Below are 23932 nucleotides of genomic sequence, written 5' to 3'. Positions count from 1 at the left end.
AATCAGATGCCGCTTTTCACGGTGCTCCAGACCCGGGTAATCGCCCGCATGTCCTTGGCGTCCTGGGTCTTCTGCGGGAACAGACGCTCGCGGGTCTGCGCATCGGGGTAGATGGCCGGGTTGTTGCGCACCTCGGCGCTCAACAACGGCGTGGCCGCGGCGTTACTGTTGGCGTAATTGATGAAATCGCTCACATCCGCCATGACCTGCGGCTGCATCAGGTACTCAAGAAACTTGTGGGCATTGGCGACGTGGGGCGCGTCCGCCGGGATGTACAGGTTGTCGAACCAGATCAGCGAGCCTTCCTTGGGGATGAAGTACGCCAGGTCGATCTTCTTCTTGGCTTCTGCGGCGCGGGCCATGGCCGTGGCGTAGTCGCCGGACCAGGTCATAGCCATGCACACATCGCCGTTGGGCAGGCTGGTCAGGTAATTGACCGAGTCGAATTTGCGGATGTACGGCCGCACCGACAGCAGCAAGTCCTGCGCGGCTTTCAGATCCTCCGGTGCGGCGCTGCGTGGATCACGTCCCAGGTACTTCAAGGCCATGGGGATGACTTCGGTCGGGGCGTCGAGCAGGGTCACGCCGCAATCGGCGAAGCGCGAGACGATCTTCGGATCAAAGATCATTGCCAGCGAACCGATCGGCGCGTCCGGCATGCGTTCCCTGATCTTGTCGACGTTGTAGGTAACGCCATTGCTGCCCCAGGTGTAGGGCGCCGAGTAGGTGGTGCCCGGATCGTACCCCTGAAGGTCCTGCAAGACTTTCGGGTCGAGATTGTTCCAGCTCGGCAGCAGCTTTTTATCCAGCGGCTGGAACACCCTGGCCTTGATCAGCGGTGGCGCGAGGGACGCGTTCAACACGATCAGGTCGTAACCGGAGTGGCCGGTGAGCAATTTGGCCTGCACCGTTTCGTAGGCATCGAAGGTGTCGTAGATGACTTTGATGCCGGTGGCCTTTTCGAAGTCGGCCACGGTTTTTTCACCGATGTAATCCGCCCAGTTGTACAACCGCAGCGTATTGCTGTCGTCCACTTGAGCGGCGTAGGCATTCAATGCCAGCGGTACAACAAACAGACTGGAAATCACCTTAAGCAGCGTCTTGCCCATAGCAAATGCACCTTATAGCGAGTTCGGCTCTGGATGAGCGGATGCCCTCACTATTGGCGGATTCGCCGGGCGGAACCATACCCCGAATGGGTGTGTGTCGTTTTGGCTCACCGGCATGGCAAAAAGCGGCAGCGCAGTTGACCCGTTTTGCCATAGATCCGGGGTTTGTCCGGCGCTTAAAGTGGCAGCCTGAACCGACCCTGCGGAGCCTGGGATGACCCATCTGATCAAACACGAGCAACGCGACGGCGTGTTGACGCTGACCATCGACCGCCCGGACAAGCTCAACGCGCTGAATAACGCCATGTACACGCAACTGGCCGACCTGTTGCTGGCTGCAGACGAAGACGCGCAGACCGGCGTGATCATCCTCACCGGCGGCCCGGCCTGCTTTACCAGCGGCAATGACCTGGTGGATTTCCTCCAGCATCCGCCGACGCATCTGGACGCCCCGGCGTTCCGCCTGATGAAAGTCGTCACGCGCCTGCAAAAGCCGCTGATTGCGGCAGTCTGCGGGCCGCCATCGGCATCGGCACCACGTTGCTGTTGCATTGCGACCAGGTGCTGGTCACCCGCAACGCCAAGTTGCGCATGCCGTTCGTCAACATCGGCCTGTGCCCCGAATTTGGCGCCAGCCTGTTGCTGCCACGCCGGCTCGGCCATGCCCGTGCCGCGAGCCTGCTCCTGTTGGGCAATGGCCTGGACGGCAATGAAGCGGTGGCCTGGGGCCTGGCCAACGAAGCCTTCGATGACGGCGAACAATGCCTGGCGGCGGCCACAACAATCGCCCGGCGCTTTCTGGCCATGCCCCAGCAAGCCTTGCGCCAATCGCGGCAACTGATGAAACAGGCTTCCCTGGCCGAACTGGAAGCCACCCTGCGCGAAGAAAACACCCTGTTCATTCAGCGCTTGAACACCGACGAGGCGAAAACCGCCTTGAACGCCCTGCTCAATCGCAGTACAGATAAGAATCCACCGAAAGGAAACCAGCCATGAACACTCCGGAAATCTACGTCGTCAGTGCCGCCCGTACCGCCATCGGTACCTTCGGCGGTTCGCTCAAGGACGTGCCACTGGCCGACCTGGCGACCACGGCCGTAAAAGCGGCCCTGCAACGGGCCGCCGTGGACCCGGCGCTCGTTGGCCATCTGGTGATGGGCAACGTGATCCCGACCGAAACCCGCGACGCCTACATCTCCCGCGTCGCGGCGATGAATGCCGGCATCCCCAAGGAAACCCCTGCCTACAACGTCAACCGCCTGTGCGGTTCGGGCCTGCAAGCCATCATCAACGCTGCGCAGACACTGCTGCTGGGCGATGCTGAAATCGTCGTGGTGCCGGTGCCGAATCCATGAGCCGCGGTCCCTACCTGATGCCTTCGGCCCGTTGGGGTTCGCGCATGGGCAACGCCCAGGTCATCGACTACATGCTCGGGATCCTGCATGACCCCTTCCATGGCATCCACATGGGCATCACCGCCGAGAACGTCGCCGAGCGCAATGGCATCACCCGCCAGATGCAGGACGCCCTGGCCCTGGAAGACCAGAAACGCGCCGCCCATGCGATTGCCAACGGCTACTTCGGCGAGCAGATCGCGACCGTGGAAATCCAGGATCGCAAGGGCACCAAACTGTTCAGCGTCGACGAGCATCCGCGCGCCACGTCCCTGGAACAGCTGGCGGCGATGAAGCCGGCGTTCAAGAAGGACGGCTCGGTCACCGCCGGCAACGCCTCGGGCCTCAACGACGGCGCCGCCGCACTGGTCATGGCCACCGGCAACGCGGTCCAGGCCAATAACCTGAAACCCCTTGCCCGCCTGGTCAGCTACGCCCATGCCGGCGTCGAACCGGAATTCATGGGCCTGGGCCCGATCCCGGCCACGCGCCTGGCGCTCAAGCGCGCCGGCCTGACCATCGCCGACCTGGACGTGATCGAAGCCAACATCGCCTTCGCCGCCCAGGCCTGCGCCGTCAGCCAGGAACTGGACCTCGACCCAGCCAAGGTCAACCCGAACGGTTCCGGCATCGCCCTGGGCCACCCGGTAGGCGCAACCGGCGCAATCATCGCCACCAAGGCCATCCACGAACTGCACCGCACCGGTGGCCGTTACGCGCTGGTGACCATGTGCATTGGTGGTGGTCAGGGGATTGCGGCGATTTTGAGCGGGTTTGAAAGGGCTGACTTGGGGCTTTAACCGCGTACATATCCATTGCTGCGGTTACGGCCACTTATGGTTTCGCCCTCTTACGGCGAGTTACTTTGGAAAAGCGCCAAAGTAACCAAAACGCTTTGCCCCTGACGTTCGGTGCCTCGCTTAGGCTCGGCATGCCCTCCTTCCGGTCCTGCTCCGTGGGCCCGCCGCCATCGGCCATCCATGGCCGGCGGCGGCTAAACCGGCATCCATGCCGGTTTGCCCACTGCGCAGAACCTCCACTCGGCCTCTCGAGGGGCAAGAAGATCAAAAGCCAAAGCCAAAGCGAGGCGGCCTGACAGCCGACCTGGCTTTGGCTGGCGTCCCCGATTCCCTGTAGGGCGAGCCTGCTCGCGATGGACGTCAACGATGACGCGGGGTGTCTGGATGAACACGTTGTCTGGGCATTTTTCGCGAGCAAGCTCGCTCCTACAGAAAATTGAGTACAGCCACGATAGCCAGGTCGGCCCGCAGCAGGCCGCCTCGCTTTTGCTTTTGCTTTTGCTTTTGCTTTTGATCTGCCCTGCCCCGTCGAGAGGCCGAGCGCAGGTTCTGCGCAGTGGGCAACCCGGCATGGATGCCGGGTTAGCCGCGTACGGCCATGGATGGCCGATCGCGGCGGGCCCACGGAGCAGGACGAGCGAGGGAACCCTGAGCCTAAGCGAAGGGCCGTACGTCAGGGGATAAAGCGCTTGGTTACTTGGCGCTCTTCCAAGTAACCCGCCGTCAGGGCGGAACCATCAGTGGCCGTTACCGAAGAAATGGATATGTACACATTCGCTGCCCCCATAAAAAAACGGGCAGACGAGGTGCGGCTCGTCTGCCCGCCAAAACGGGAACCCCCTGAAAAGGTGGTGTGAGGCGTCAGCTGCCCTGCGGCACCAGACGCAGCCCCTTGCGTGCCACCTGCTGACCCGGTTCGAAGCGGGCATTGGGTGAGCGTACGGTGCTGATTTCGCCTCGGGCGTCCTTCACTTCATACGCGGTTTCCGTGAGACCAGCGGCTTGCTGAATCGAACCGCCGGCAAAGAATCCGGCGCCAGCACCGACCAATGCGCCAACAGGCCCACCCACTGCGCCCACCATCAATCCGGTCAGGGCACCATAACCTTTGCCGGCGGTGGTATCGGGCACTTCGCGCACGACCTGATCGGCCATGCACGGGGGGGAAAGCAACAGGCAGAGCGTGAATCCGAGGGGAATGGAGTGAGACATGGCAAATTCCTTCTTCGAGTCAATGCCATATCAAAATCACAAAGCATGCCATTTAAAGAATCGTTTTATATCAATAAGTTAATTTTACGAGCGTCATACTGACCACAGAAAAATAGAGTCAGTATGACTACGTCGAGTTCACAATGACTTGCTCCAGGTCAAAAGATTGCAGCCTCGGAGTGCCTTGATGTTTTCCCCCGTAACTGGTCGCCTTCCATCAATCCACCCGCCTCTCTGCCCCCTGGTCAAGACACAAGCGGGCTTGCCCGCGAAAGCGGACTGTCCTGCAACGCTTCGCCATCTGATCCTCCCGGAACAAACCACCTGACGACCGGCAGCAAAAACCATTTGCCACAAAATATTACATACGTCATATTACAGCCATCATAATTATCCACCGCTCCAACAGGTAATCCTCCATGACCAGCATGCCCACCGTTGAACCCGACCTGGCTGCCCCGGTGACTGCCGCCAAACCTCCCCTGCTCAAACGCCTGCTGTTGCCCACCATGGGAATCGCTGCGTTGGTGTTGGCCGGTGTGTATGGCGCGCATTGGTGGAGCGCCGGGCGTTTCATCGAGGAAACCGACGACGCTTACATCGGCGGCGACGTAACGGTGATCGGACCGAAAGTGGCGGGTTATATCGACGAAGTGCTGGTGACCGACAATCAGAAGGTCAAGGCAGGCGATGTGCTGATCCGTCTCGATTCGCGCGACTACCGCGCCAACCTGGCCAAGGCCGAAGGCGCAGTGGCCGCCCAGGAAGCCTTGCTGGCCAACCTCGACGCCACCGAACAACTGCAGCAGGCCGTCATCGGCCAGGCCCGCGCCGGCATCGACGCCGCCGGTGCCGAAGCCGCCCGTTCGCGGGATGACGATGCCCGCTACAAAAAACTGGTGATCACCAACGCCGTCTCGGTGGAAAGCGCCCAGCGCGCCAATACCACGTTCAAGACGGCCCAGGCCCAAAGCAACCGCGCCCAGGCTGAATTGCTGGCCGCACAACGCCAGTTGAATGTGATCGATACCCAGAAACAACAGGCCCGGGCCGCCCTGATCCAGGCCAAGGCCGAGCGCGATCTGGCGCAATTGAATGTCGGCTACACCGAACTGAAGGCACCGGTTGACGGTGTGATCGGCAATCGTCGGGCACGGGTTGGCGCCTATGCCCAGGCCGGCTCGCAATTGCTCTCGGTGGTGCCGACCAGCGGTCTGTGGGTCGATGCCAACTTCAAGGAAGACCAACTGGCACGCATGGTGCCGGGGCAACGGGTGGTGATTCATGCCGACGTGCTTTCCGGGCAGGAATTTCATGGTCACCTGGACAGCCTCGCACCGGCCAGCGGCTCGCAATTCAGTGTGTTGCCGCCGGAAAACGCCACCGGCAACTTCACCAAGATCGTGCAGCGAGTGCCGGTGCGGATTCACCTCGATCCGGCTGACAGTGTGCTCGGTCACCTGCGTCCGGGGTTGTCGGTCACCGCCGAAGTCGACACGCGCAAGGAGCCTGAAGCGCCAACCGTGGCCAGCGCGCCATGAGCCGCGCCCTCACCGCCCCGGCGCAGCCATTCAATGCCGCGAACATGGCAACGGCGACCAAGGTCTTCGCCTTTGCCAGCATGTGCATCGGCATGTTCATTGCGCTGCTGGATATCCAGATTGTCTCGGCTTCGTTGCGTGACATCGGCGGCGGGCTCTCCGCCGGCACCGATGAAACCGCGTGGGTACAGACCAGTTACCTGATCGCCGAAATCATCGTGATCCCGCTGTCGGGCTGGCTCTCCCGGGTGTTTTCCACGCGCTGGCTGTTTTGTGCGTCGGCGGTGGGTTTCACCCTGACCAGCCTGCTGTGCGGCGTGGCCTGGAACATCCAGAGCATGATCGCCTTCCGCGCCCTGCAAGGCTTTCTGGGCGGTTCGATGATCCCGATGGTGTTCACCACGGCCTTCGTATTCTTCAGCGGCAAGCAACGGGTCATCGCCGCCGCGACCATCGGCGCGGTGGCCTCATTGGCACCGACCCTGGGACCGGTGATCGGGGGCTGGATCACCGACATCTCGTCCTGGCACTGGCTGTTCTACATCAACCTGGTCCCCGGCATCTTTGTCGCCGTGGCCGTACCGATGCTGGTGAAAATCGACCAGCCGGAACTGTCGCTGCTCAAGGGCGCGGATTATCTGAGCATGGTGTTTCTGGCGCTGTTCCTCGGCTGCCTGGAATACACCCTCGAAGAAGGCCCGCGCTGGAACTGGTTCAGCGACCGCACGATCCTGACCACGGCGTGGATCAGCGGCCTTGCCGGGCTGGCTTTTATCGGCCGCACCTTGCATGTGGCCAATCCGATTGTCGATTTGCGCGCCTTGAAGGATCGCAACTTTGCCCTCGGCTGTTTCTTCTCGTTTGTCACCGGCATCGGCCTGTTCGCCACGATTTACCTGACGCCACTGTTCCTCGGCCGGGTGCGTGGCTACGGTGCGCTGGACATTGGTCTGGCGGTTTTCTCCACCGGGGTGTTCCAGATCATGGCGATTCCGCTGTACGCCTTTCTCGCCAACCGCGTCGACCTGCGCTGGATCATGATGACCGGCCTGGGGCTGTTCGCCTTGTCGATGTGGGATTTCAGCCCGATCACCCATGACTGGGGGGCCAAGGAATTGATGCTGCCGCAAGCCTTTCGCGGAATTGCCCAGCAACTGGCGGTACCGCCCGCGGTGACTTTGACCCTCGGCGGCCTGGCGCCGGCAAGGCTTAAGCATGCGTCGGGGTTGTTTAATCTGATGCGCAACCTGGGTGGGGCTATCGGCATCGCCGCGTGCGCGACCATTCTCAATGATCGCACCAACCTGCATTTCACCCGGTTGGCGGAGAACCTCAACAGCACCAACGAGGCGCTCAACCAATGGCTGTCCCAGGTCGGCAACAACTTCGCCGCCCTCGGCCAGAGCGGTGACGCCGGGGTCACCGCCAGCCTGCATCAGCTATGGTTGTTGACCTACCGCGAAGCCCAGACCCAAACCTACGGCGACGCGTTCTTGATGATCATGGTCTGTTTCATCATCGCCACGGCGATGGTGCCCTTGATGCGCAAGGTGCAACCACCGGCCGCGCCGAGTGCCGATGCGCATTGATGCTTGTGCCGGTCAGGCCTGAGGCATTTTGCGGAAGCCTACGGCCAGACGGTTCCAGCTGTTGATGGTGCTGATGGCCACTGTCAGGTCGACCATTTCCTTGGGCGAGAACTGGGCACTGACTACTTCGTAGTCTTCATCAGGAGCGTGGGTCAGGCTGAGCTGGGTCAGGGATTCGGTCCAGAGCAGCGCAGCGCGTTCGCGCTCGGTGAAGAACGGTGCTTCGCGCCAGGCTGTCACGGCGAACAGGCGGCGCGGGGTTTCACCGCCCTTGATCGCATCGGCGGTGTGCATGTCGATGCAGAAGGCGCAGCCGTTGATTTGCGAGGCACGCAGCTTGACCAGTTCGACCAGGTTTTTTTCCAGCGGCAATTTCGAAACCGCTGTTTCCAACGCGATCATCGCTTTGAGGGCGTCAGGCGAAGCGGTATAGAAATCGATACGGGGTTTCATGGCGTGCTCCAGGGCAAGTGGGTGTGTGACTACGTTAGTCCCGCGCCCGGTTTACACAAATAGCCAATTTTTCAAAAGTCGAGGAGGCCATTGGCGGTGCCTTCCTGGTTGTCGGTGGAGGCGCGGGTGTGATGGGTTTCACTCTTCACTTTTGGTGAGTTCACTGCCGTCATCGCGAGCAGGCTCGCTCCCACATTTGATCGCATTCCCCTGTGGGAGCGAGCCTGCTCGCGATCCGCGCAGCGGCCATTCACACCCGATTGCGCAACCATCGCAGGAAGCCCTTTTTCTCCGCCACCACCGGCAGGTCCTGGGTCAGGATTTTCGCTTTTTGCAGCCGGTAATCGAGCAAGGCTTTCATTGCTTCGTTGATATCGTGACGGGCATCCAGGCACGGTTTGAGGTATGACTTTTCGATGCGGTACAGGCCACAGAATGTCTTGGCGGTAAACTGCGCAGGCAGCGCGCTGTCGGTGAGAATACCCGCCTCGCCGAACACCTCCCCCGGCCCCATGCGTCCGGATTCGTATGGCGCTCCGTGACGCATCAAGGTCACCGAGATCACGCCGGATTCGATAATGAACAAGTGATCGCTGACCTCCCCCGCTTCCAGGATCATCTCCCCGGCGCGAAAGGTTTGCAGGGTCATGTTCTGGCTGAACGTGTCTTTCTCTTCCTGGCGCAGGGTGGAGAAAATCGGCGAGCTATCCAGCAACGCCCGTTTCCGAGTCGAGTTGATCGGCGGGCTGGGCTCCACGCTCGACAACAAATTGACCCCGGATGCCTGCAAGTGCCGATAGGCCAGGTCGTACAGCTGGTTGCGCACTGAACGTTTCTCGTCCATCGACGCGACAAAGCCGCTGATTTCGTAGACCGCGCCGGTGTTGCTGGCGGTTTTCAGGCCGACACTTGGCGACGGTGTATCGAGCAATGCACGACAACCTTGAATGGCCCGTTCCAGAGCATCGATCACCGTGTTCGGCCTCGCGTGGGGACTCACTTCCAGCGAGACGGAAATGCCGAACATATCGCTCGGCCGACTGAAATTGATGATCTTGGCCTTGGCTGCCAGGGAGTTTGGTATGACCGCCATGCAACCCTGGGAGGTCTGCAGGCGCGTGGCACGCCAGTCGATGTCGGTCACCTTGCCCTCCATGCCATCGATGGAGATGTAGTCATCCAGTTGGTAGGGTTTGGTGGTATTGAGGACGATCCCGGAAAACACGTCACTGAGGGTACTTTGCAAGGCCAGACCGACAATGATCGCCAACGCACCGGACGTCGCCAGCACGCCCTTGACCGGCAGATCGAGTACATAGGCCAGGGCGGCAATGATCGCGATCAGGAAAATCACCGCGCCGAGCAAATCCTGGAGCAACCGCCCGGTATGCCCGACCCGCTGCATCATCACCGCGCCGATCAGCACGGTCAGGGTCCGCGCGCCGAACAACCACCAGCCGATCTGCAAACCGGTGGCCGCCAGGTGCAAGGGTACGTTGTCGGCCCAGGGCGGCGGCTCCATCGGGTTCAGGCCTTCGTTGAACAGCAGGAGGCTGAACAGCGAAAAAATCACCACCCGCACCAACAGTTTCCAGGCACTGCCAACGGCGCTGAGCAAGTACCACAACCCAAGATCGATCAGGATCAGCGCCATTGCGCAGATCAGCGGGTGTTCAGTGAGCAATGACAGCATCAAGCAACTCCAGCCAGGGTCAATAACGCGAAGATCGCATGGATTGGCCTCAGTGTAGGAGCATTTGATTTGGCGGGATGAACACCCTCCCAAAAACACCACAAAACCAATGTGAGAGCGAGCTTGCTCGCGATAGCGGCCTGACAGTCAGTACATCAGTGACTGTTTTGCCGCCATCACGAGCAAGCTCGCTCCCACAGGGGTATGAGTGATGCCGAAGTTATTTGCTGTTGGCCAGCGTGCTGTAGCTGGCCATCAGGTTACGGTAATCCGGAATATGGTTGGAGAACAGTGTGGGGTAACCGCTTAGCGCCGGGAGTCCAGCACTTCGTGTTCGTTCGCCACTTGCTGGGCCTTGAGGTAACTCTCGATCAGCAATTGATAATGCGGCATGGCCTGGGCGTAGACAGCGGCCCACTGCTCGGCATCCGGGCGGTTCCACGAGCCTTGCAGCTCGGAGAGCGTAGCCATGATGTCGATCGGCACCACCCCGGCCTGGGCCAAACGGGCAACGGTCAGCTCTGTGGCCAGTTTCGAGTGGTTGCCCGAAGCATCGACCACCGCAAACACCTTGTAGCCTTCATGCACGGCGGCGATGGACGGAAACGCCAGGCATACGCTGGTCAAAGTGCCGGCGATCACCAGGGTTTTCTTGCCGGTGGCTTTGACCGCCGCGTGAAACTCCGGGTTGTCCCAGGCGTTGATTTCACCTTTGCGCGCCACGTATTGCGCATGGGGCGCGGCCTCGTGGATTTCCGGAATCAACGGCCCGTTCGGCCCTTGTGGAACGGAAGCCGTGGTGATCACCGGCATCTTCAGCAGTGTCGCGGCCTTGGCCAGGGCAATGGCGTTGGCGCGCAGTTGTGGCACGTCCATGTCCTTGACGATCTGGAACAGTCCGCTCTGGTGGTCGATCAACAACATGGCGGCATCGTTGGGGTCGATGGTGGGTTTCTGGCCATTGAAATTGGCCGCATTGACGGTGTTCATGAGCGTTTCCTCTTTTCGATAGGCAACAGCCATCCCTGGCCCTGAAACCGGCCTACGCGTCCCGTGTAGAGCGGATTGTTGAAACGAAGCGGGTTAAGCGTGCATCCGGCCGAAGCGACCGGACTGAAAGTCGGCGAAGGCCTGGTGAATTTCCTGCTCGGTGTTCATCACGAACGGCCCGTGACCGACGATCGGTTCATCGATCGGCTCGCCGCTGAGCAACAGCACCACCGCGTCTTCGCTGGCTTCGAGGGTCATCTGATTGCCCTTGCGATCGAACAGGGCCAACTGCCCCTGGCGAACCGACTCCAGGCCATTGACCTGAACCGTGCCACGCAAAACCACCAGTGCGGTGTTGCGCCCTTCGTGCAGATCCAGGGTGAGCAATTTGCCGGCATTCAAACGAATGTCCCACACGTCGACCGGAGTGAAGGTGTGCGCCGGGCCTTGGTGACCGTCGAACTCACCGGCGATCAGGCGCAGGCTGCCGGCGTTGTCCTGCAAGGCGATGCTCGGGATGTCGCGGTCGAGGATCGTCTGGTAGCCGGGGTCGGCCATTTTGTCCCTGGCCGGCAGGTTGACCCACAGTTGCACCATCTCCAGGGTGCCACCGCTCCTGGCGAATCCTTCTGAGTGGAATTCTTCATGCAGGATGCCCGAGGCGGCGGTCATCCATTGCACATCGCCGGGGCCGATCTTGCCGCCACTGCCGGTGGAGTCCCGATGCTCCAGTTCGCCCTTGTAAACGATAGTCACGGTTTCGAAGCCACGATGAGGATGCTGACCAACGCCACGCCGTTCGGTGGTCGGGGTGAATTCAGCGGGGCCGGCGTGATCCAGCATCAGGAACGGGCTGATGTGTTTGCCCAGGTTGTCGTAGGAAAACAGCGTGCGAACCGGAAAACCGTCGCCAACCCAATGGGTCCGTGGGCTGGTGTAGATACCGATGATGTTTTTCATGGTGCCTCCTGATGAGGTGAGTGAAGCCATGGACAAAGCTTAAAAGCGTGACCTTTGCTGCGCTAGACTGCAAAAATCGGCTTTAGCGTTCTATTTGGAGAACGATGGTGGAAGACCTCAACACCCTCTACTACTTCACCCAGGTGGTGGAACATCAGGGTTTCGCGGCGGCGGGCCGGGCACTGGACATGCCCAAGTCCAAGCTCAGCCGACGCATTGCCGAACTCGAAGAGCGACTGGGTGTGCGCCTGCTGCATCGCACCAGCCGGCATTGCTCTTTGACGGAAATCGGCCAGGCCTACTACCAGCGCTGTCTGGCCATGCGGGTTGAGGCGGAAAGCGCCGCCGAACTGATCGAGCGCAACCGCTCCGAGCCTCAGGGCCTGGTGCGTGTCAGTTGCCCGACGGCGCTGCTCAACTCCTGGGTCGGGCCGATGCTGACCCGCTACATGCTCAAATACCCGCTGGTGGAGTTGTTCATCGAGAGCACCAACCGCCGGGTCGACCTGATTCACGAGGGCTTCGATATTGCGTTGCGGGTACGCTTTCCGCCGCTGGAAAACACCGACATGGTGATGAAGGTACTGGGCAACAGCACCCAGAGCGTGGTTGGCAGTCCGGCCTTTTTATCGCGCCTGTCGACACCGGCCTCCCCGGCCGACCTCAGCGGTTTGCCGAGCCTGCACTGGGGCGCTGCGCAGCGCGAATATCAGTGGGAACTGTTCGGCGCCGATGGCAGCACGGCGATGATTCGTCACGCACCGAGAATGGTTACCGATGATCTGTTGGCCTTGCGCCATGCGGCAGTTTCCGGGATCGGCATCGTGCACCTGCCCAGCGTGGTGGTGCGCGACGAAATTGCCGCCGGTCAGCTGGTGGAACTGGTACCGGGCTGGGCACCGAAAAGCGGTGTCATCCATGCGATCTTTCCCTCACGTCGGGGGTTGCTGCCATCGGTGCGCACGTTGATCGATTTTCTTGGGGAAGAATTCAGCCGCAGTGATATTGCATAGGGGCCGGGGGTAAGGCTTTAGGCCGAGTCGCCGCCTTCGCGAGCAAGCCCGCTCCCACATTTGGAATGCATTGCCCCTGTGGGAGCGGGCTTGCTCGCGAAGGGGCCGGCACAAACATCATCAATGCCGAATACTGCAGGTGATTCTTGATTTGCGGTAAACATTGCTTTGCCGCTCCAGCGGTTTTTCTCACGGATGCAGGCGCGGATACTGCCGCCCATTCCCACTGCAACCTCTGGAGTCATCAATGTCTGTTCCTGCCTTCGGCCTGGGTACGTTTCGCTTGCAAGGCCAGGTGGTCATCGATTCGGTGAGCACCGGCCTGGCGCTCGGCTACCGGGTGATCGATACCGCACAAATCTACGAGAACGAAGCCGACGTCGGCGAGGCTATCGCTGCCAGCGGCATCGCCCGTGAAGAACTGTTCATCACCAGCAAGATCTGGGTCGCCAACCTGGCCGGTGATCGTCTGATCGACAGCCTGAAGGAAAGCCTGCGCAAACTGCAGACCGACTACCTGGACCTGACCCTGATCCACTGGCCGTCGCCGGAAGATCAAGTGCCGGTCGACGTGTTCATGGGCGCCCTGCTCGAAGCCAAGCGCCTGGGCCTGACCCGACAGATCGGCGTGTCCAACTTCACCATCGACCTGATGCAGCAAGCGATAGCGGCCATCGGTGCCGAGCACATCGCTACCAACCAGATCGAACTGCACCCGTACCTGCAAAACCGCAACGTCGTCGCGTTCGCGCAGAGCCAGGGCATCGGCATCACGTCATACATGACCCTGGCCTACGGTGAAGCCCTCGACGACCCGCTCATCCAGCAGATCGCCGAACGCCTGCAAGCGACGCCGGCTCAGGTCACCCTGGCCTGGGCCATGCAATCGGGTTACGCAGTGATCCCCTCTTCCACGCGTCGGGCCAACCTCGAAAGCAACTTGAAGGCGCGCGAGCTGGCCTTGAGCGAGGCCGACATGGCGTTGATCGCAACGCTGGATCGCGGCCACCGGTTGACCAGCCCCAAAGGCATCGCACCGAACTGGGATTGAGCCTCAACCCTGCCCGAGACGCTGGTCCAGGCGGGTCATGGCTTGCTGCAACTGGTCGACGGCTTCGTCGACCAGTGCCGCACGGCCGTCATGACACGCCTGCTCCAGTCGTTCGCAACACTCGACCAGGCCAAGCGCTCGCACCATCAGCGCCCCACCCTTGATCCGGTGTGCCAGTTCCTGCAATCCGGGACGATTGCCGCCGGTGTGCAATGCCAGCAAATGCACGCGGTCCTCGCGATTGGTCAGCGCCAGATCGTGCATCAGTTGATCGATCAGCTCACGGTCCGAATCGGCATAGCGCTCCAGCCCACTCAAGTCGAACTCGGCAAAGCCATGGTCGTCAGTTGCCGCTGAGGGTGCGCTGGAAAACCGCTGGGCCAGCCACGCCTGCAAATCCACCAGGCGAATGGGTTTGAACAGGCAATCATCCATGCCCGCCGCCTGACACCGGGCCTTCTCCTCGGCCTGCGCATTGGCGGTAAAGCCCAGTATCAGCGTCGACGCCAGCCCCTGCACCTGCTCTTGTTCACGTATCGCGCCCGCCAATTCATAACCACTGAGCACCGGCATGTTGCAGTCGGTAATGACCAGATCGAACCCAACTGTGCGCCACTGTTCAAGCCCTTGGGCCCCGTCCTCGGCCAACACCACATGATGGCCCAGGTAGCTCAGCTGCCGCGAGAGCAGCAGGCGATTGGCCGGATAATCGTCGACCACCAGGATCGACAACGCCCGGGTCGTGAGCTGCGCCGGATCCTGGGGCATCCCCGCCGCGGGTAATGCTTGCAGGGCGGGCAGCACCAGGCTGATGTCCACCCGCGTCCCGCGCCCAGGCTCACTGTCGAGCTGCAACTGGCCACCCATGGTTTCGCACAGGGTGCGACTGATCACCAGGCCCAGGCCGGAACCCTGCCGGGCGGTCTGCTGACTGTTGCCCGCCTGCACGAAAGGGCTGAACAGGCGTTGCTGGTCGAAAGCGCTGATACCGATGCCGCTGTCCTCGATCTGTACACTGACGGCGAGATGCGCCGGGGCTTGAGGCTGCACGCGCAGTACCAGGCTCACCTGGCCTTCACGGGTGAACTTGATCGCATTGCTCAGCAGATTGGACAGCACTTGTTTGAAGCGCGTGGGATCGAGCATCACGTCGCGGTCACTGTGTTCGTCGAGTTCGACTCGCCACTGCAGATTCTTCTGCATCGCCAACCCTTCGAAAACCCGGCAGACCGACATCACCAGCGCATGCAGATTGACCCGCTCCGGCGCCAGCGACAAATGCCCGGATTCGATCCGGGCGACGTCCAGAATGTCGCCGATCAAATCCAGCAATTGCTGCCCGGCGTTGGACGCGACCTCGATGGCGGCGCGGTCGGTCACCCCTTCATCGGCCCGTTTCAACGCCAGTTCGAGCATGCCGATCAACGCGTTCATCGGCGTACGGATTTCATGGCTCATGGTGGCCAGGAACGTGGTCTTGGCACGGTTGGCGTCGTCCGCCGCGTCCTTGGCTTCCTGCAATTGCCCGAGCAATTGCTGACGCTGGCGGATCTGACGCCGCTGCCAGACGATCCCGGCCAACGCGAGCAACAGCAAGACACCCGCCACCGCAAACGCCTGCACGATCGCCTGCCGGTGTCGCAGCCAGTAGCTCTGTTCGACCATCGAGTCATAGCGCCAGGGTTGGGTCAGCTCGTCGATTTCTTCGGGAGGGATGCTCAACAGCGCCTTGTCCAGAATCGAATGCAGTTCGGTGGCCTCGCGACTGGTTGCCAGGGTGCTTCGGGCGGGGTGGGTGCCCACGGTGCTGGTCACTTGCAGGCGATCGCGATACTGCCGGGAAATCAGGTAACGGGCGCTGATCAGCGAGTTGATGCCGCCCTGGACCTTGCCCTGGGCGACCATTTCCATGGCTTCCGTCGACAGTGGTGCATCCACCTGCCGGATCAGCGGGTAATGCTGGCGAATGTACTCGCCGACAACGTTGCCCCGGGTCAGCGCCAGGTTTTTTCCCGCCATGTCATCCAGTGTCCTGGGGCTGCCCGCGGCTGCGCGGGTCACCAGCACCGAAGGGCTGCTCAGAAACGCCCGGGTGAACAGCAGTTCGTCGTCACGCAGGGAACTGAGGCCGATACCGGCCAGCACATCGATCTGTCCGCTGGAAATGCCGGCCATCATTTCGGCCACCGACTTCACGCCCTGGATGTCAAATTGCAGCCCGGTACGCGAACTGATTTTCGTCAGCACATCGACGCCAATACCGCGAAATTTGCCTTCGCTGTCGATGAATGTAATGGGTGGAATGTTTTCGTTGATCGCCACCTTCACCCGCGGGTGGCGTTCGAGCCAATTCTGCTCGGCCACGCTCAATTGCAATGACTCGGTGCCCGGGATAGATACCCCGTTTGCCCCCCAACGACGCAGGATATTCATTTGTTCATGGGTGGTGATGGCCTCCAGTGCCTTATTGACGATGCGCAATAGCGAAACGTTGTCGCCGGCCATCGCAAAGGCAAAACGCCCGGATTCCATGGGCGAGAAGTCCGTCAGGCGCACGTTGTTCAGGTTGTTCCTGCTGATCAGATAATGGGCATTGATCGCATCGCCCAGATAGATATCGGCCTGGCCGAATGCCACGGCGCCCATCGCCGCCAGCGTCGAAGGAAAAAGCTGGACCTGCGCCTTGGAATAGAACTGTTGCACGCTGTATTCGGGCAAGTAGTGATACTGCATCGCCAGCCGCTTGCCGGCCAGTGTCGGGTCGAGCACCGGAGGGAAATCGGTACGCGTGACCAGCACCGGCTGATCGACCGCGTAGGCGCTGGACAACTGCAACTGTGGATCTTCGGCTTCAAATCGATTGGCCGTTCCCAGCAGGTCTGCCCGCCCCTCCTTGATGGCCTGCACGGCGTCGGCCCGCGACGGATAACATTCGACCTCAATGACGACGTTCAACATTTGTTCGAGCAACCCGGCGTAATCGGCTGTCACGCCTTCGAACACCTTGCCCGCCGTATTGAACTCGAAAGGGGGATAGTCCGGCGCCGAGACAGCCAGCACCAATCGACCTTTTTGCTGTAGCCAGCGCAACTCGGCGTCCGACAACCTGACGCTCAGACCTTCGGCACTCGAGCGTCCCAACAGGGTCAACGACTGTTGCGCACAGGCTGTCGATGCCCATAAAAGAAGGCCAGTCAGTACCCAACCTGCCAGTCGCCCTGGAACGTTCATTCAGATCAAATGATTGCGCAAGGCGAAATCCCTCAAGTGCACCGACGAACTCACATTGAGCTTGAGAATGAGTCGGGTCTTGTAGGTACTGACGGTCTTGTAGCTCAGGTGCATGATCTCGGCGATTTCCAGGTTTTTCGAGCCCCGGGCCAGGTACTGAAGAATGGTCAACTCACGATTGGAGAGTTTGTCGATCAACTGTTTTTCACTGCGTTGCAAATCCCCTATCAACACGGAACTCGAAGAGATCTGGGCGAAATAGGTGTAGCCGGCCATCACCGAATTCACCGCAGCCCTCAAGTCGTCCAGGTCCTTGCTCTTGGAAACATAGGCAACAGCCCCGGCCCGAATGCAGCGCTCCTGATAAAACTCGGCCTCCAGCGAGGTGAACACCACGACGCGACATCGCGTGTTCTCGGCCTTGATACGGTCCATCACCTCAAGCCCCGCCACGCCAGGAAGGCCCAGATCAAGCAACAGGACATCCGGTTGATGCGCCCGGATCAACGACAGGACCTCATCGCCCCGGGAGGCCTCGTAAATCTGCGTGAATCCTTCACCCTTGAGTACGAGTTTGATCATGGAGCGTACCACCGGATGATCTTCCACAATCAGTGCTGACTTCATGACAACTCCCGTGCAAAACAACACGATCGGGCAAGAAATGCCCTCCAGGCACCGCTGCGGTTGGGCACAACGCTGCGCATAGACTCTGGCATGGTGGGCTGGAAGGGACTACCTGACAGAAATGACAGTTCCGACGAACGGTCGCGTACGATCGATGGCGCTCATCAACTGCGTGATTGACGCCAGGTCAGGCAGAGCAGCCTGGCTGACCTGGACTTTGCCTGAGACTGGCGGCAATGGCACCTGCTGTTCATTGAAGATAAACCCGCGATGAACCTGCGGGTTGTCGGCAAGGAAATTGAACAGGTCCAGCACTCCGTTGGCCATCGCCCCATTGACGAGCACCAGATCCAGAGGCGCGCAACCGTACTCCACCAGTGGAAGGAGCTCGTCGAGGCTCTGCACCGGCGCCACCCGGAAGTAACCGAGCTGATTGAACAGCCGCTCGATCCGCAGGCGGTTGAAGTGCTGCGCATCGGCAATCAGGATGCGCAAGGATTTGTTCGCCAAGGTGACCTCCAAAAGGATGTCGGTTTCAAGAGGTCGCAAAGCCTACGGAAGACCTCCCTAGGTTTATGTAGGAATATTCCTAAATCCATGTGGGTTAATCTGACTCTTGCTTGGGAAACGCAAGCGCGCCTCGCCCCGGAAACCTTGGCCTTTACTCCGTGGTACTCGGACTCCAGAACGCCTGCACCACCAGGGTCGACATCGAAATCCGCGCTACGAGCGCATCCAGTTCATCACCATCGACCGAGGTGGTCGCCAGGGTGGCTTCGATTTCAATTTCATCCGTGCCAAAGGCATGCACATCGACATCGCTGGCCGGATAGTTGCTGCGCTCCAGTTCGGCTTCGAGCAAGGCCAGCACGGTTTTTTGCTGCGTGCGCCGGGCGATGACATAGACGATGTTGGTGACTTCCGCCGAAATCACATCCAGCGGCTGACGGTTGATGTTGTTGACGATCGGCCGCAGCAAGGTATTGGCCGCGAGCACGAACAGCGTGCCGAGCAACGCTTCGGCCAGCAGGTCGGCACCGGCGCAGGCACCGACTGCCGCCGAGGTCCAGAGGGTCGCGGCGGTATTGAGGCCGCGCACATTGCCCTCTTCACGCATGATCACCCCGGCACCGAGAAAGCCGATACCGGAGACCACATACGCCACGACCCGCACAGCGCCTTCAGCCCCGCCGAGACGGTTGGCCATGTCGACGAAAATCGCCGCGCCCACCGCCACCAGCACGTTGGTGCGCAGGCCGGCGGTGCGCTGCCGGTACTGACGCTCGAAACCGATCAGGCCACCGAGGATGAAGGCCGCGCTAAGGCTGACCAGGGTGTCGATCAGCGAAGTCAGGTTGAGGTTGTTGATGGCTTGCATTTAAAGCTCCTTGAAAAACACACGACCCCCTGTAGGAGCGAGCTTGCTCGCGATGGACTCAAGAGCGCCGCGTTTAGCCAGTAAACACGCGTTATCGTTAACGACCATCGCGAGCAGGCTCGCTCCTACATCTGGCAGCCTTATTGCCAGCCAAACCGCCGGATGTAGAACCCTTTCACCGCCTGGGTGAGCGCCATGTACGCCAGCAGGATCACCGGCAGGAACACGAAATACAGTGACGGCAATGCCTGCAACTTGAAGTAATGCGCCAGCGGTCCCATCGGCAGGAAAATCCCCACGGCCATGATCAGTCCGGTCATCACCAGCAACGGCATGGCTGCGCGGCTCTGCAGGAACGGGACCTTCGGCGTGCGGATCATGTGCACGATCAGTGTCTGGGTCAGCAGCCCGACCACGAACCAGCCAGACTGGAACAGGGTCTGGTGATCCGGCGTATTGGCATCGAACACGTACCACATCAAGGCGAACGTCGTGATGTCGAAGATCGAACTGATCGGCCCGAAAAACAGCATGAAGCGCCCGACATCCGCCGGCTGCCAGCGCTGCGGTTGCTTGAGCATTTCGTCATCGACGTTATCGAACGGGATGGCGATCTGCGAAATGTCATAGAGCAGGTTCTGCACCAGCAGGTGCATCGGCAGCATCGGCAGGAATGGAATGAACGCACTGGCCACCAGCACCGAGAACACGTTGCCGAAGTTCGAGCTGGCGGTCATCTTGATGTACTTGAGCATGTTGGCGAAGGTCCGGCGGCCTTCCAGCACGCCCTCCTCCAGCACCATCAGGCTTTTTTCCAGGAGGATGATGTCGGCTGCTTCCTTGGCGATATCCACGGCACTGTCCACGGAAATACCGATGTCGGCGGTGCGCAGGGCCGGGGCATCGTTGATGCCGTCGCCCATGAAACCGACCACATGGCCGTTTCCCTTGAGCAGACGGACGATGCGTTCCTTGTGCGATGGCGTCAGTTTGGCGAAGACGTTGGTGGTCTCCACGGCTTTCGCCAGTTCGGCATCCGTCATGCGTTCGATGTCGTTGCCCATCAGCAGGCCTTGCTGCTCCAGGCCGACTTCGCGGCAGATCTTCGCCGTCACCAGTTCGTTGTCGCCGGTCAGCACTTTCACCGCCACGCCGTGGGCTGCCAACGCCTTGAGTGCCGGCGCAGTGCTTTCCTTGGGCGGGTCGAGGAACGCCACGTAACCGATCAGCGTCAGTGCCTGCTCATCGGCCAGGCTGTAGGTGTCGCGTCCTTCGCTCATCGGCCGTGCCGCTACCGCCACGACACGCAAGCCCTCGGCATTGAACGTGGCCGTGACCTGACGAATGCGTGCCAGCAATTGTTCGGTCAGGGCTTCATCGACTTCGCCGTGACGCACCCGCGAGCAGACCGCCAGCACCTCTTCCACCGCCCCCTTGCAGATCAGCAAGTGCGGTTGATCGCGCTCGGCGACCACCACCGACATGCGCCGACGGGTGAAGTCGAACGGAATCTCGTCGACCTTGCGAAACGCCGTGCCGACTTTCAATTGACGATGGATTTCGACGTGTTCGAGCACCGCCACATCCAGCAGATTTTTCAGGCCGGTCTGGTAGTAGCTGTTGAGGTAGGCCATCTCCAGCACGTCATCGGAGTCATGGCCCCAGACATCGACGTTGCGCGCCAGGAAGATCCTGTCCTGGGTCAGGGTGCCGGTCTTGTCGGTGCACAACACATCCATGGCGCCGAAGTTCTGGATGGCGTCGAGGCGTTTGACGATGACTTTTTTGCGTGACAGGAATACAGCGCCCTTGGCCAGGGTCGAGGTGACGATCATCGGCAGCATTTCCGGGGTCAGGCCCACGGCAATCGACAGCGCGAACAGCAGCGCTTCGGTCCAGTCGCCCTTGGTGAATCCGTTGATGAACAACACCAGCGGCGCCATCACGAACATGAAGCGGATCAGCAGCCAGCTGACTTTGTTGACCCCGGTCTGGAACGAGGTCGGTGCCCGGTCAGTGGCGCCGACCCGCTGGGCCAGAGCGCCGAAATAGGTGCTGTTACCGGTGGTGAGAATCACCGCCATGGCCGTGCCGGACACCACGTTGGTGCCCATGAACAGGATGTTGTCCAGGTCCAGGGGGTTGAGTGTGTCGCGGTCCTGTTGACGGGGAAATTTTTCCACCGGCATCGATTCACCGGTCATCGCCGCCTGGCTGACGAACAGGTCCTTGGCGCTGAGCACCCGGCAATCGGCGGGAATCATGTCACCGGCAGACAGCACGATCAGATCGCCCGGCACCAGTTGCCTGATCGGCAATTCGATGCGCTGCGCGCTGCGGTCCTCGAGGTCCCGGCGCATCACAGTGGCAGTGTTGCTGACCATGGCCTTGAGGGCATCGGCGGCCTGGTTGGATTTGGTTTCCTGCCAGAAGCGCAGCAAGGTCGAGAGCACCACCATGGAGAAAATCACGATGGCGGCTTTCATGTCTTCGGTCAGCCACGAGATGACCGCCAGCAGGGTCAGCAGCAGGTTGAACGGGTTTTTGTAGCAGTGCCACAGGTGCGTCCACCAGGGCAGCGGTTGTTCGTGCTCGACTTCATTGAGGCCGAATTGCTCGCGCAGGGTATCGGCTTCAAGCTCGCTCAAGCCATCGGTGTGACTGCCAAGATTGTTGAGCAGTTGACCCGTATCACTACCGGCAGCGACCACCAGGGTTTGCGCCAGGGTCGGTGGGACTTCACGGCTGACCGTGGTGTCGGTGAAGGTTTCCAGCAACGCCAGGCGACGGAAGTGCCGGGCGATGTGGCGGTTACGCAGGAAACCTGCGAAGAATTCCTTGAGGGTAAGTTTCATGGCTGGTGCCCCTTTGGTCAGCCGGGAAACCGTCGAGCAGGCAAGTCCACGCCTGTGCCGCCGGAACAACCGGCAAAGCAAGGCCTGGCGCGCCGGTCACAAATGACAGGCGTGTCGATAGGGCGGCGGCCACGACAAAAAAGTCGAAACCACGCTCTGTTCAGCGTCGATGAGAAGGGACGTCGGGACACGGCCAGGACTGGCCATGATCAGGATGCCGCTGCTCGCTTGTCGGCGAGACAACGGCACAGGAGACTGCGCGTTATCTTGCCGAGAAAATGCCGGTTACCGAGACCGGCCGACAACTGTCACTCGAACAAGTACCCACTGTGGGTCTCCGTAATGGATGAAAACGCGCGAAGCTTACGCCCCGATGTTTGGAGAGTAAACCCGTTACAAAAGCTTGCCGGGGGAAATGCGGGGTTCTTCAGGAAGGGTTCAGGATTCGGCATTTGTGGTGCCTGATAGGCCGTCATCGCGGGCAAGCCCGCTCCCACAGGTATCGCACCGTACACAAGATTTGTGGCAGACGCGGTCATTGTGGGAGCGGGCTTGCCCGCGATGACGACCTATCAGTCGCCGAATATTTTAGCTGGCAGTCGCCAACAACAAATCCGCCATCGAACGATGCCCACGGTGCTTGCCATGGTCATACAACGACCCGGCAATCTCATCGGCGCGAATCGGCAGGATCGACAGCAAGGTGTCGCTCAAGCCGTGACTGGCCTGACAGAAGCCCTGCATGTAGAGGCCAGCCTTGCAGCGTTCGTCGGTGATCAGTTTGTAGTTGCGATCGACCTCGAAATCGCCCAGGTACTCTGCCAGCGGTGCCAGCAGTTTGCGGTGCATCTGCCGCTCGTAACCGGTGGCCAGGACCACGGCGTCGTAGTGACGCACCGCGACTTCACCGGTGGCGTTGTTGCGCAGCACCAGATCGATGCCACGTTCGTTGGCTGTGGCTATTTCGATAGTGGTCAGGGTATGGAACGCATGGCGGGCGATGCCCGAGACTTTCTGCCGGTAGAAAATGCCGTAGATGCGCTCGATCAGATCGATGTCCACCACCGAGTAGTTGGTGTTGTGGTACTCGTTCACCAAACGCTCGCGTTCGCTGTCGGGCTGCTGGAACACCAGGTCAGTGAACTGCGGCGAGAACACTTCGTTGACGAAGGGGCTGTCGTCGGCCGGCTTCAATGCCGAGCCGCGCAGGATCATGTCCACCTGCACCGACGGGAAGCTGTCGTTCAAATCGATGAAGGCCTCTGCCGCGCTCTGCCCGCCACCGATGATTGCGATGCTCATCGGCCGGTTGTCCACGCACGGCTGCTTGGCCATCTGCGCCAGGTACTGGGAATGGTGGAACACCCGGCCGTCATCCTTGAGCGCCTTGAACACCTCGGGAATACGCGGCGTGCCACCGGCGCTGATCACCACCGAACGGGTGGTGCGTACCTGCTGATGCCCGGTCGCATCGCGGGAGATCACCTGCAACGCCTCGACCTGATGGTTGTGCAGCACCGGCTCGATGGCCAGCACTTCTTCGCCGTAACGGCTTTGCGCAGTGAACTGCCCGGCGACCCAGCGCAGGTAGTCGTTGTACTCCATACGGCACGGATAGAAGGTGCCCAGGTTGATGAAGTCCACCAGACGCCCGTGGGCCTTGAGGTAATTGACGAACGAGTAAGGGCTGGTCGGATTGCGCAGGGTCACCAGGTCCTTGAGGAAGGAAATCTGCAATTCGCTCTGGGTCACCAGGGTGTTGCCATGCCAGCGGTAGTCAGCCTGCTTGTCGAGAAACAGCACATCCAGGTCGCCCTGGCTCGCCCCGCGCTCTTGCAGCGCGATGGCCAGTGCCAGGTTCGACGGGCCGAATCCGACGCCGATCAGGTCGTGAACGAGGGGCGATGCAATTGCCTGTGTCATTTCCAGTGTCCTCTGGATGTTCCCCGCAAAAGCGCGGCATTGAACCTGAGTGACCTGACCGGCCTTGGGCAGGACGACAGGTCGTCTGTTGAGTAGGAACGAGGACAATGAAA

The 23932-nt window shown here is 60.6% G+C and carries 16 protein-coding genes and 3 pseudogenes; 6 read left to right on the top strand and 13 right to left on the bottom strand.

Annotation, left to right across the window (positions count from 1 at the left end; genetic code table 11):
- Nucleotides 1-2 precede the first annotated feature (2 nt).
- Complete coding sequence (locus RS887_RS10715; RefSeq protein WP_322615362.1) at nt 3-1109, bottom strand: polyamine ABC transporter substrate-binding protein; 1107 nt, start codon at nt 1107-1109, stop codon at nt 3-5.
- Nucleotides 1110-1323: 214 nt separating this feature from the next.
- Between RS887_RS10715 and RS887_RS10710 the strand changes: the two are divergent.
- Nucleotides 1324-2105 (top strand): annotated as a pseudogene (locus RS887_RS10710) (enoyl-CoA hydratase-related protein).
- A pseudogene (locus RS887_RS10705) lies at nt 2102-3303 on the top strand (acetyl-CoA C-acyltransferase family protein). The pseudogenes RS887_RS10710 and RS887_RS10705 overlap by 4 nt, the downstream one beginning before the upstream one ends.
- Nucleotides 3304-4164: 861 nt before the next feature.
- Here the strand turns inward: RS887_RS10705 and RS887_RS10700 are convergent.
- Nucleotides 4165-4515: a hypothetical protein gene (locus tag RS887_RS10700; RefSeq protein ID WP_322615361.1), complete on the bottom strand. Its 351-nt coding sequence runs from the start codon at nt 4513-4515 to the stop codon at nt 4165-4167.
- 419 nt (nt 4516-4934) lie between these two features.
- Between RS887_RS10700 and RS887_RS10695 the strand changes: the two genes are divergently transcribed.
- Both RS887_RS10695 and RS887_RS10690 read left to right on the top strand, forming a co-directional pair.
- Nucleotides 4935-6056, top strand: a complete 1122-nt coding sequence (locus RS887_RS10695) for an HlyD family secretion protein (RefSeq protein WP_322615360.1) — start codon at nt 4935-4937, stop codon at nt 6054-6056.
- On the top strand, nt 6053-7645 hold the full coding sequence (locus RS887_RS10690) for a DHA2 family efflux MFS transporter permease subunit (protein ID WP_322615359.1): 1593 nt from the start codon (nt 6053-6055) through the stop codon (nt 7643-7645). The genes RS887_RS10695 and RS887_RS10690 overlap by 4 nt, the downstream gene beginning before the upstream one ends.
- Before the next feature lie 12 nt (nt 7646-7657).
- Here the strand turns inward: RS887_RS10690 and RS887_RS10685 are convergent, their stop codons facing one another.
- The 5 genes and pseudogenes from RS887_RS10685 to RS887_RS10665 all read right to left on the bottom strand — a co-directional run bounded on the left by RS887_RS10685 (nt 7658) and on the right by RS887_RS10665 (nt 11741).
- On the bottom strand, nt 7658-8098 hold the full coding sequence (locus RS887_RS10685; protein ID WP_322615358.1) for a carboxymuconolactone decarboxylase family protein: 441 nt from the start codon (nt 8096-8098) through the stop codon (nt 7658-7660).
- A gap of 250 nt (nt 8099-8348) precedes the next feature.
- Nucleotides 8349-9791, bottom strand: a complete 1443-nt coding sequence (locus RS887_RS10680) for a mechanosensitive ion channel domain-containing protein (protein ID WP_322615357.1) — start codon at nt 9789-9791, stop codon at nt 8349-8351.
- 220 nt (nt 9792-10011) lie between these two features.
- A pseudogene (locus RS887_RS10675) lies at nt 10012-10095 on the bottom strand (hydrolase); the annotation flags it as partial.
- 2 nt (nt 10096-10097) lie between these two features.
- On the bottom strand, nt 10098-10781 hold the full coding sequence (locus RS887_RS10670) for an isochorismatase family protein (protein WP_322615356.1): 684 nt from the start codon (nt 10779-10781) through the stop codon (nt 10098-10100).
- A 93-nt stretch (nt 10782-10874) separates the two neighbouring features.
- Nucleotides 10875-11741, bottom strand: coding sequence for a pirin family protein (locus RS887_RS10665; protein WP_322615355.1), 867 nt, complete (start codon nt 11739-11741; stop codon nt 10875-10877).
- Nucleotides 11742-11845: 104 nt separating this feature from the next.
- Here RS887_RS10665 and RS887_RS10660 point away from each other — a divergent pair, with 104 nt between their 5' ends.
- Both RS887_RS10660 and dkgB read left to right on the top strand, forming a co-directional pair.
- Nucleotides 11846-12754 (top strand): LysR family transcriptional regulator, encoded by a 909-nt coding sequence (locus RS887_RS10660; RefSeq protein ID WP_322615354.1) that lies wholly within the window; start codon nt 11846-11848, stop codon nt 12752-12754.
- A 247-nt stretch (nt 12755-13001) separates the two neighbouring features.
- Nucleotides 13002-13805, top strand: coding sequence for a 2,5-didehydrogluconate reductase DkgB (dkgB, locus tag RS887_RS10655; protein ID WP_322615353.1), 804 nt, complete (start codon nt 13002-13004; stop codon nt 13803-13805).
- A 3-nt stretch (nt 13806-13808) separates the two neighbouring features.
- On the opposite strand, the gene RS887_RS10650 is transcribed toward dkgB, so the two are convergent.
- From RS887_RS10650 to RS887_RS10625, 6 genes are all read right to left on the bottom strand, one after another.
- Nucleotides 13809-17036, bottom strand: a complete 3228-nt coding sequence (locus tag RS887_RS10650; protein WP_322615352.1) for a transporter substrate-binding domain-containing protein — start codon at nt 17034-17036, stop codon at nt 13809-13811.
- A complete protein-coding gene (locus RS887_RS10645; RefSeq protein ID WP_322615351.1) occupies nt 17037-17663 on the bottom strand; it encodes a response regulator transcription factor in 627 nt (208 codons plus the stop codon).
- 108 nt (nt 17664-17771) lie between these two features.
- Complete coding sequence (locus RS887_RS10640) at nt 17772-18173, bottom strand: chemotaxis protein CheY (RefSeq protein ID WP_322615350.1); 402 nt, start codon at nt 18171-18173, stop codon at nt 17772-17774.
- Between the two features lie 151 nt (nt 18174-18324).
- Complete coding sequence (locus RS887_RS10635; RefSeq protein WP_322615349.1) at nt 18325-19041, bottom strand: MgtC/SapB family protein; 717 nt, start codon at nt 19039-19041, stop codon at nt 18325-18327.
- A gap of 140 nt (nt 19042-19181) precedes the next feature.
- The gene (mgtA, locus tag RS887_RS10630) at nt 19182-21896 is read right to left on the bottom strand and encodes a magnesium-translocating P-type ATPase (protein WP_322615348.1); all 2715 of its coding nucleotides are present in this window, start codon (nt 21894-21896) and stop codon (nt 19182-19184) included.
- Between the two features lie 588 nt (nt 21897-22484).
- The gene (locus RS887_RS10625) at nt 22485-23819 is read right to left on the bottom strand and encodes a lysine N(6)-hydroxylase/L-ornithine N(5)-oxygenase family protein (RefSeq protein ID WP_322615347.1); all 1335 of its coding nucleotides are present in this window, start codon (nt 23817-23819) and stop codon (nt 22485-22487) included.
- Between the last annotated feature and the right edge of the window lie 113 nt (nt 23820-23932).

This window comes from Pseudomonas sp. BIC9C, assembly GCF_034541995.1.
Taxonomy (GTDB): Bacteria; Pseudomonadota; Gammaproteobacteria; order Pseudomonadales; family Pseudomonadaceae; genus Aquipseudomonas; species Aquipseudomonas fluorescens_CC.
This window is presented reverse-complemented; position numbering and strand designations above follow the sequence as displayed.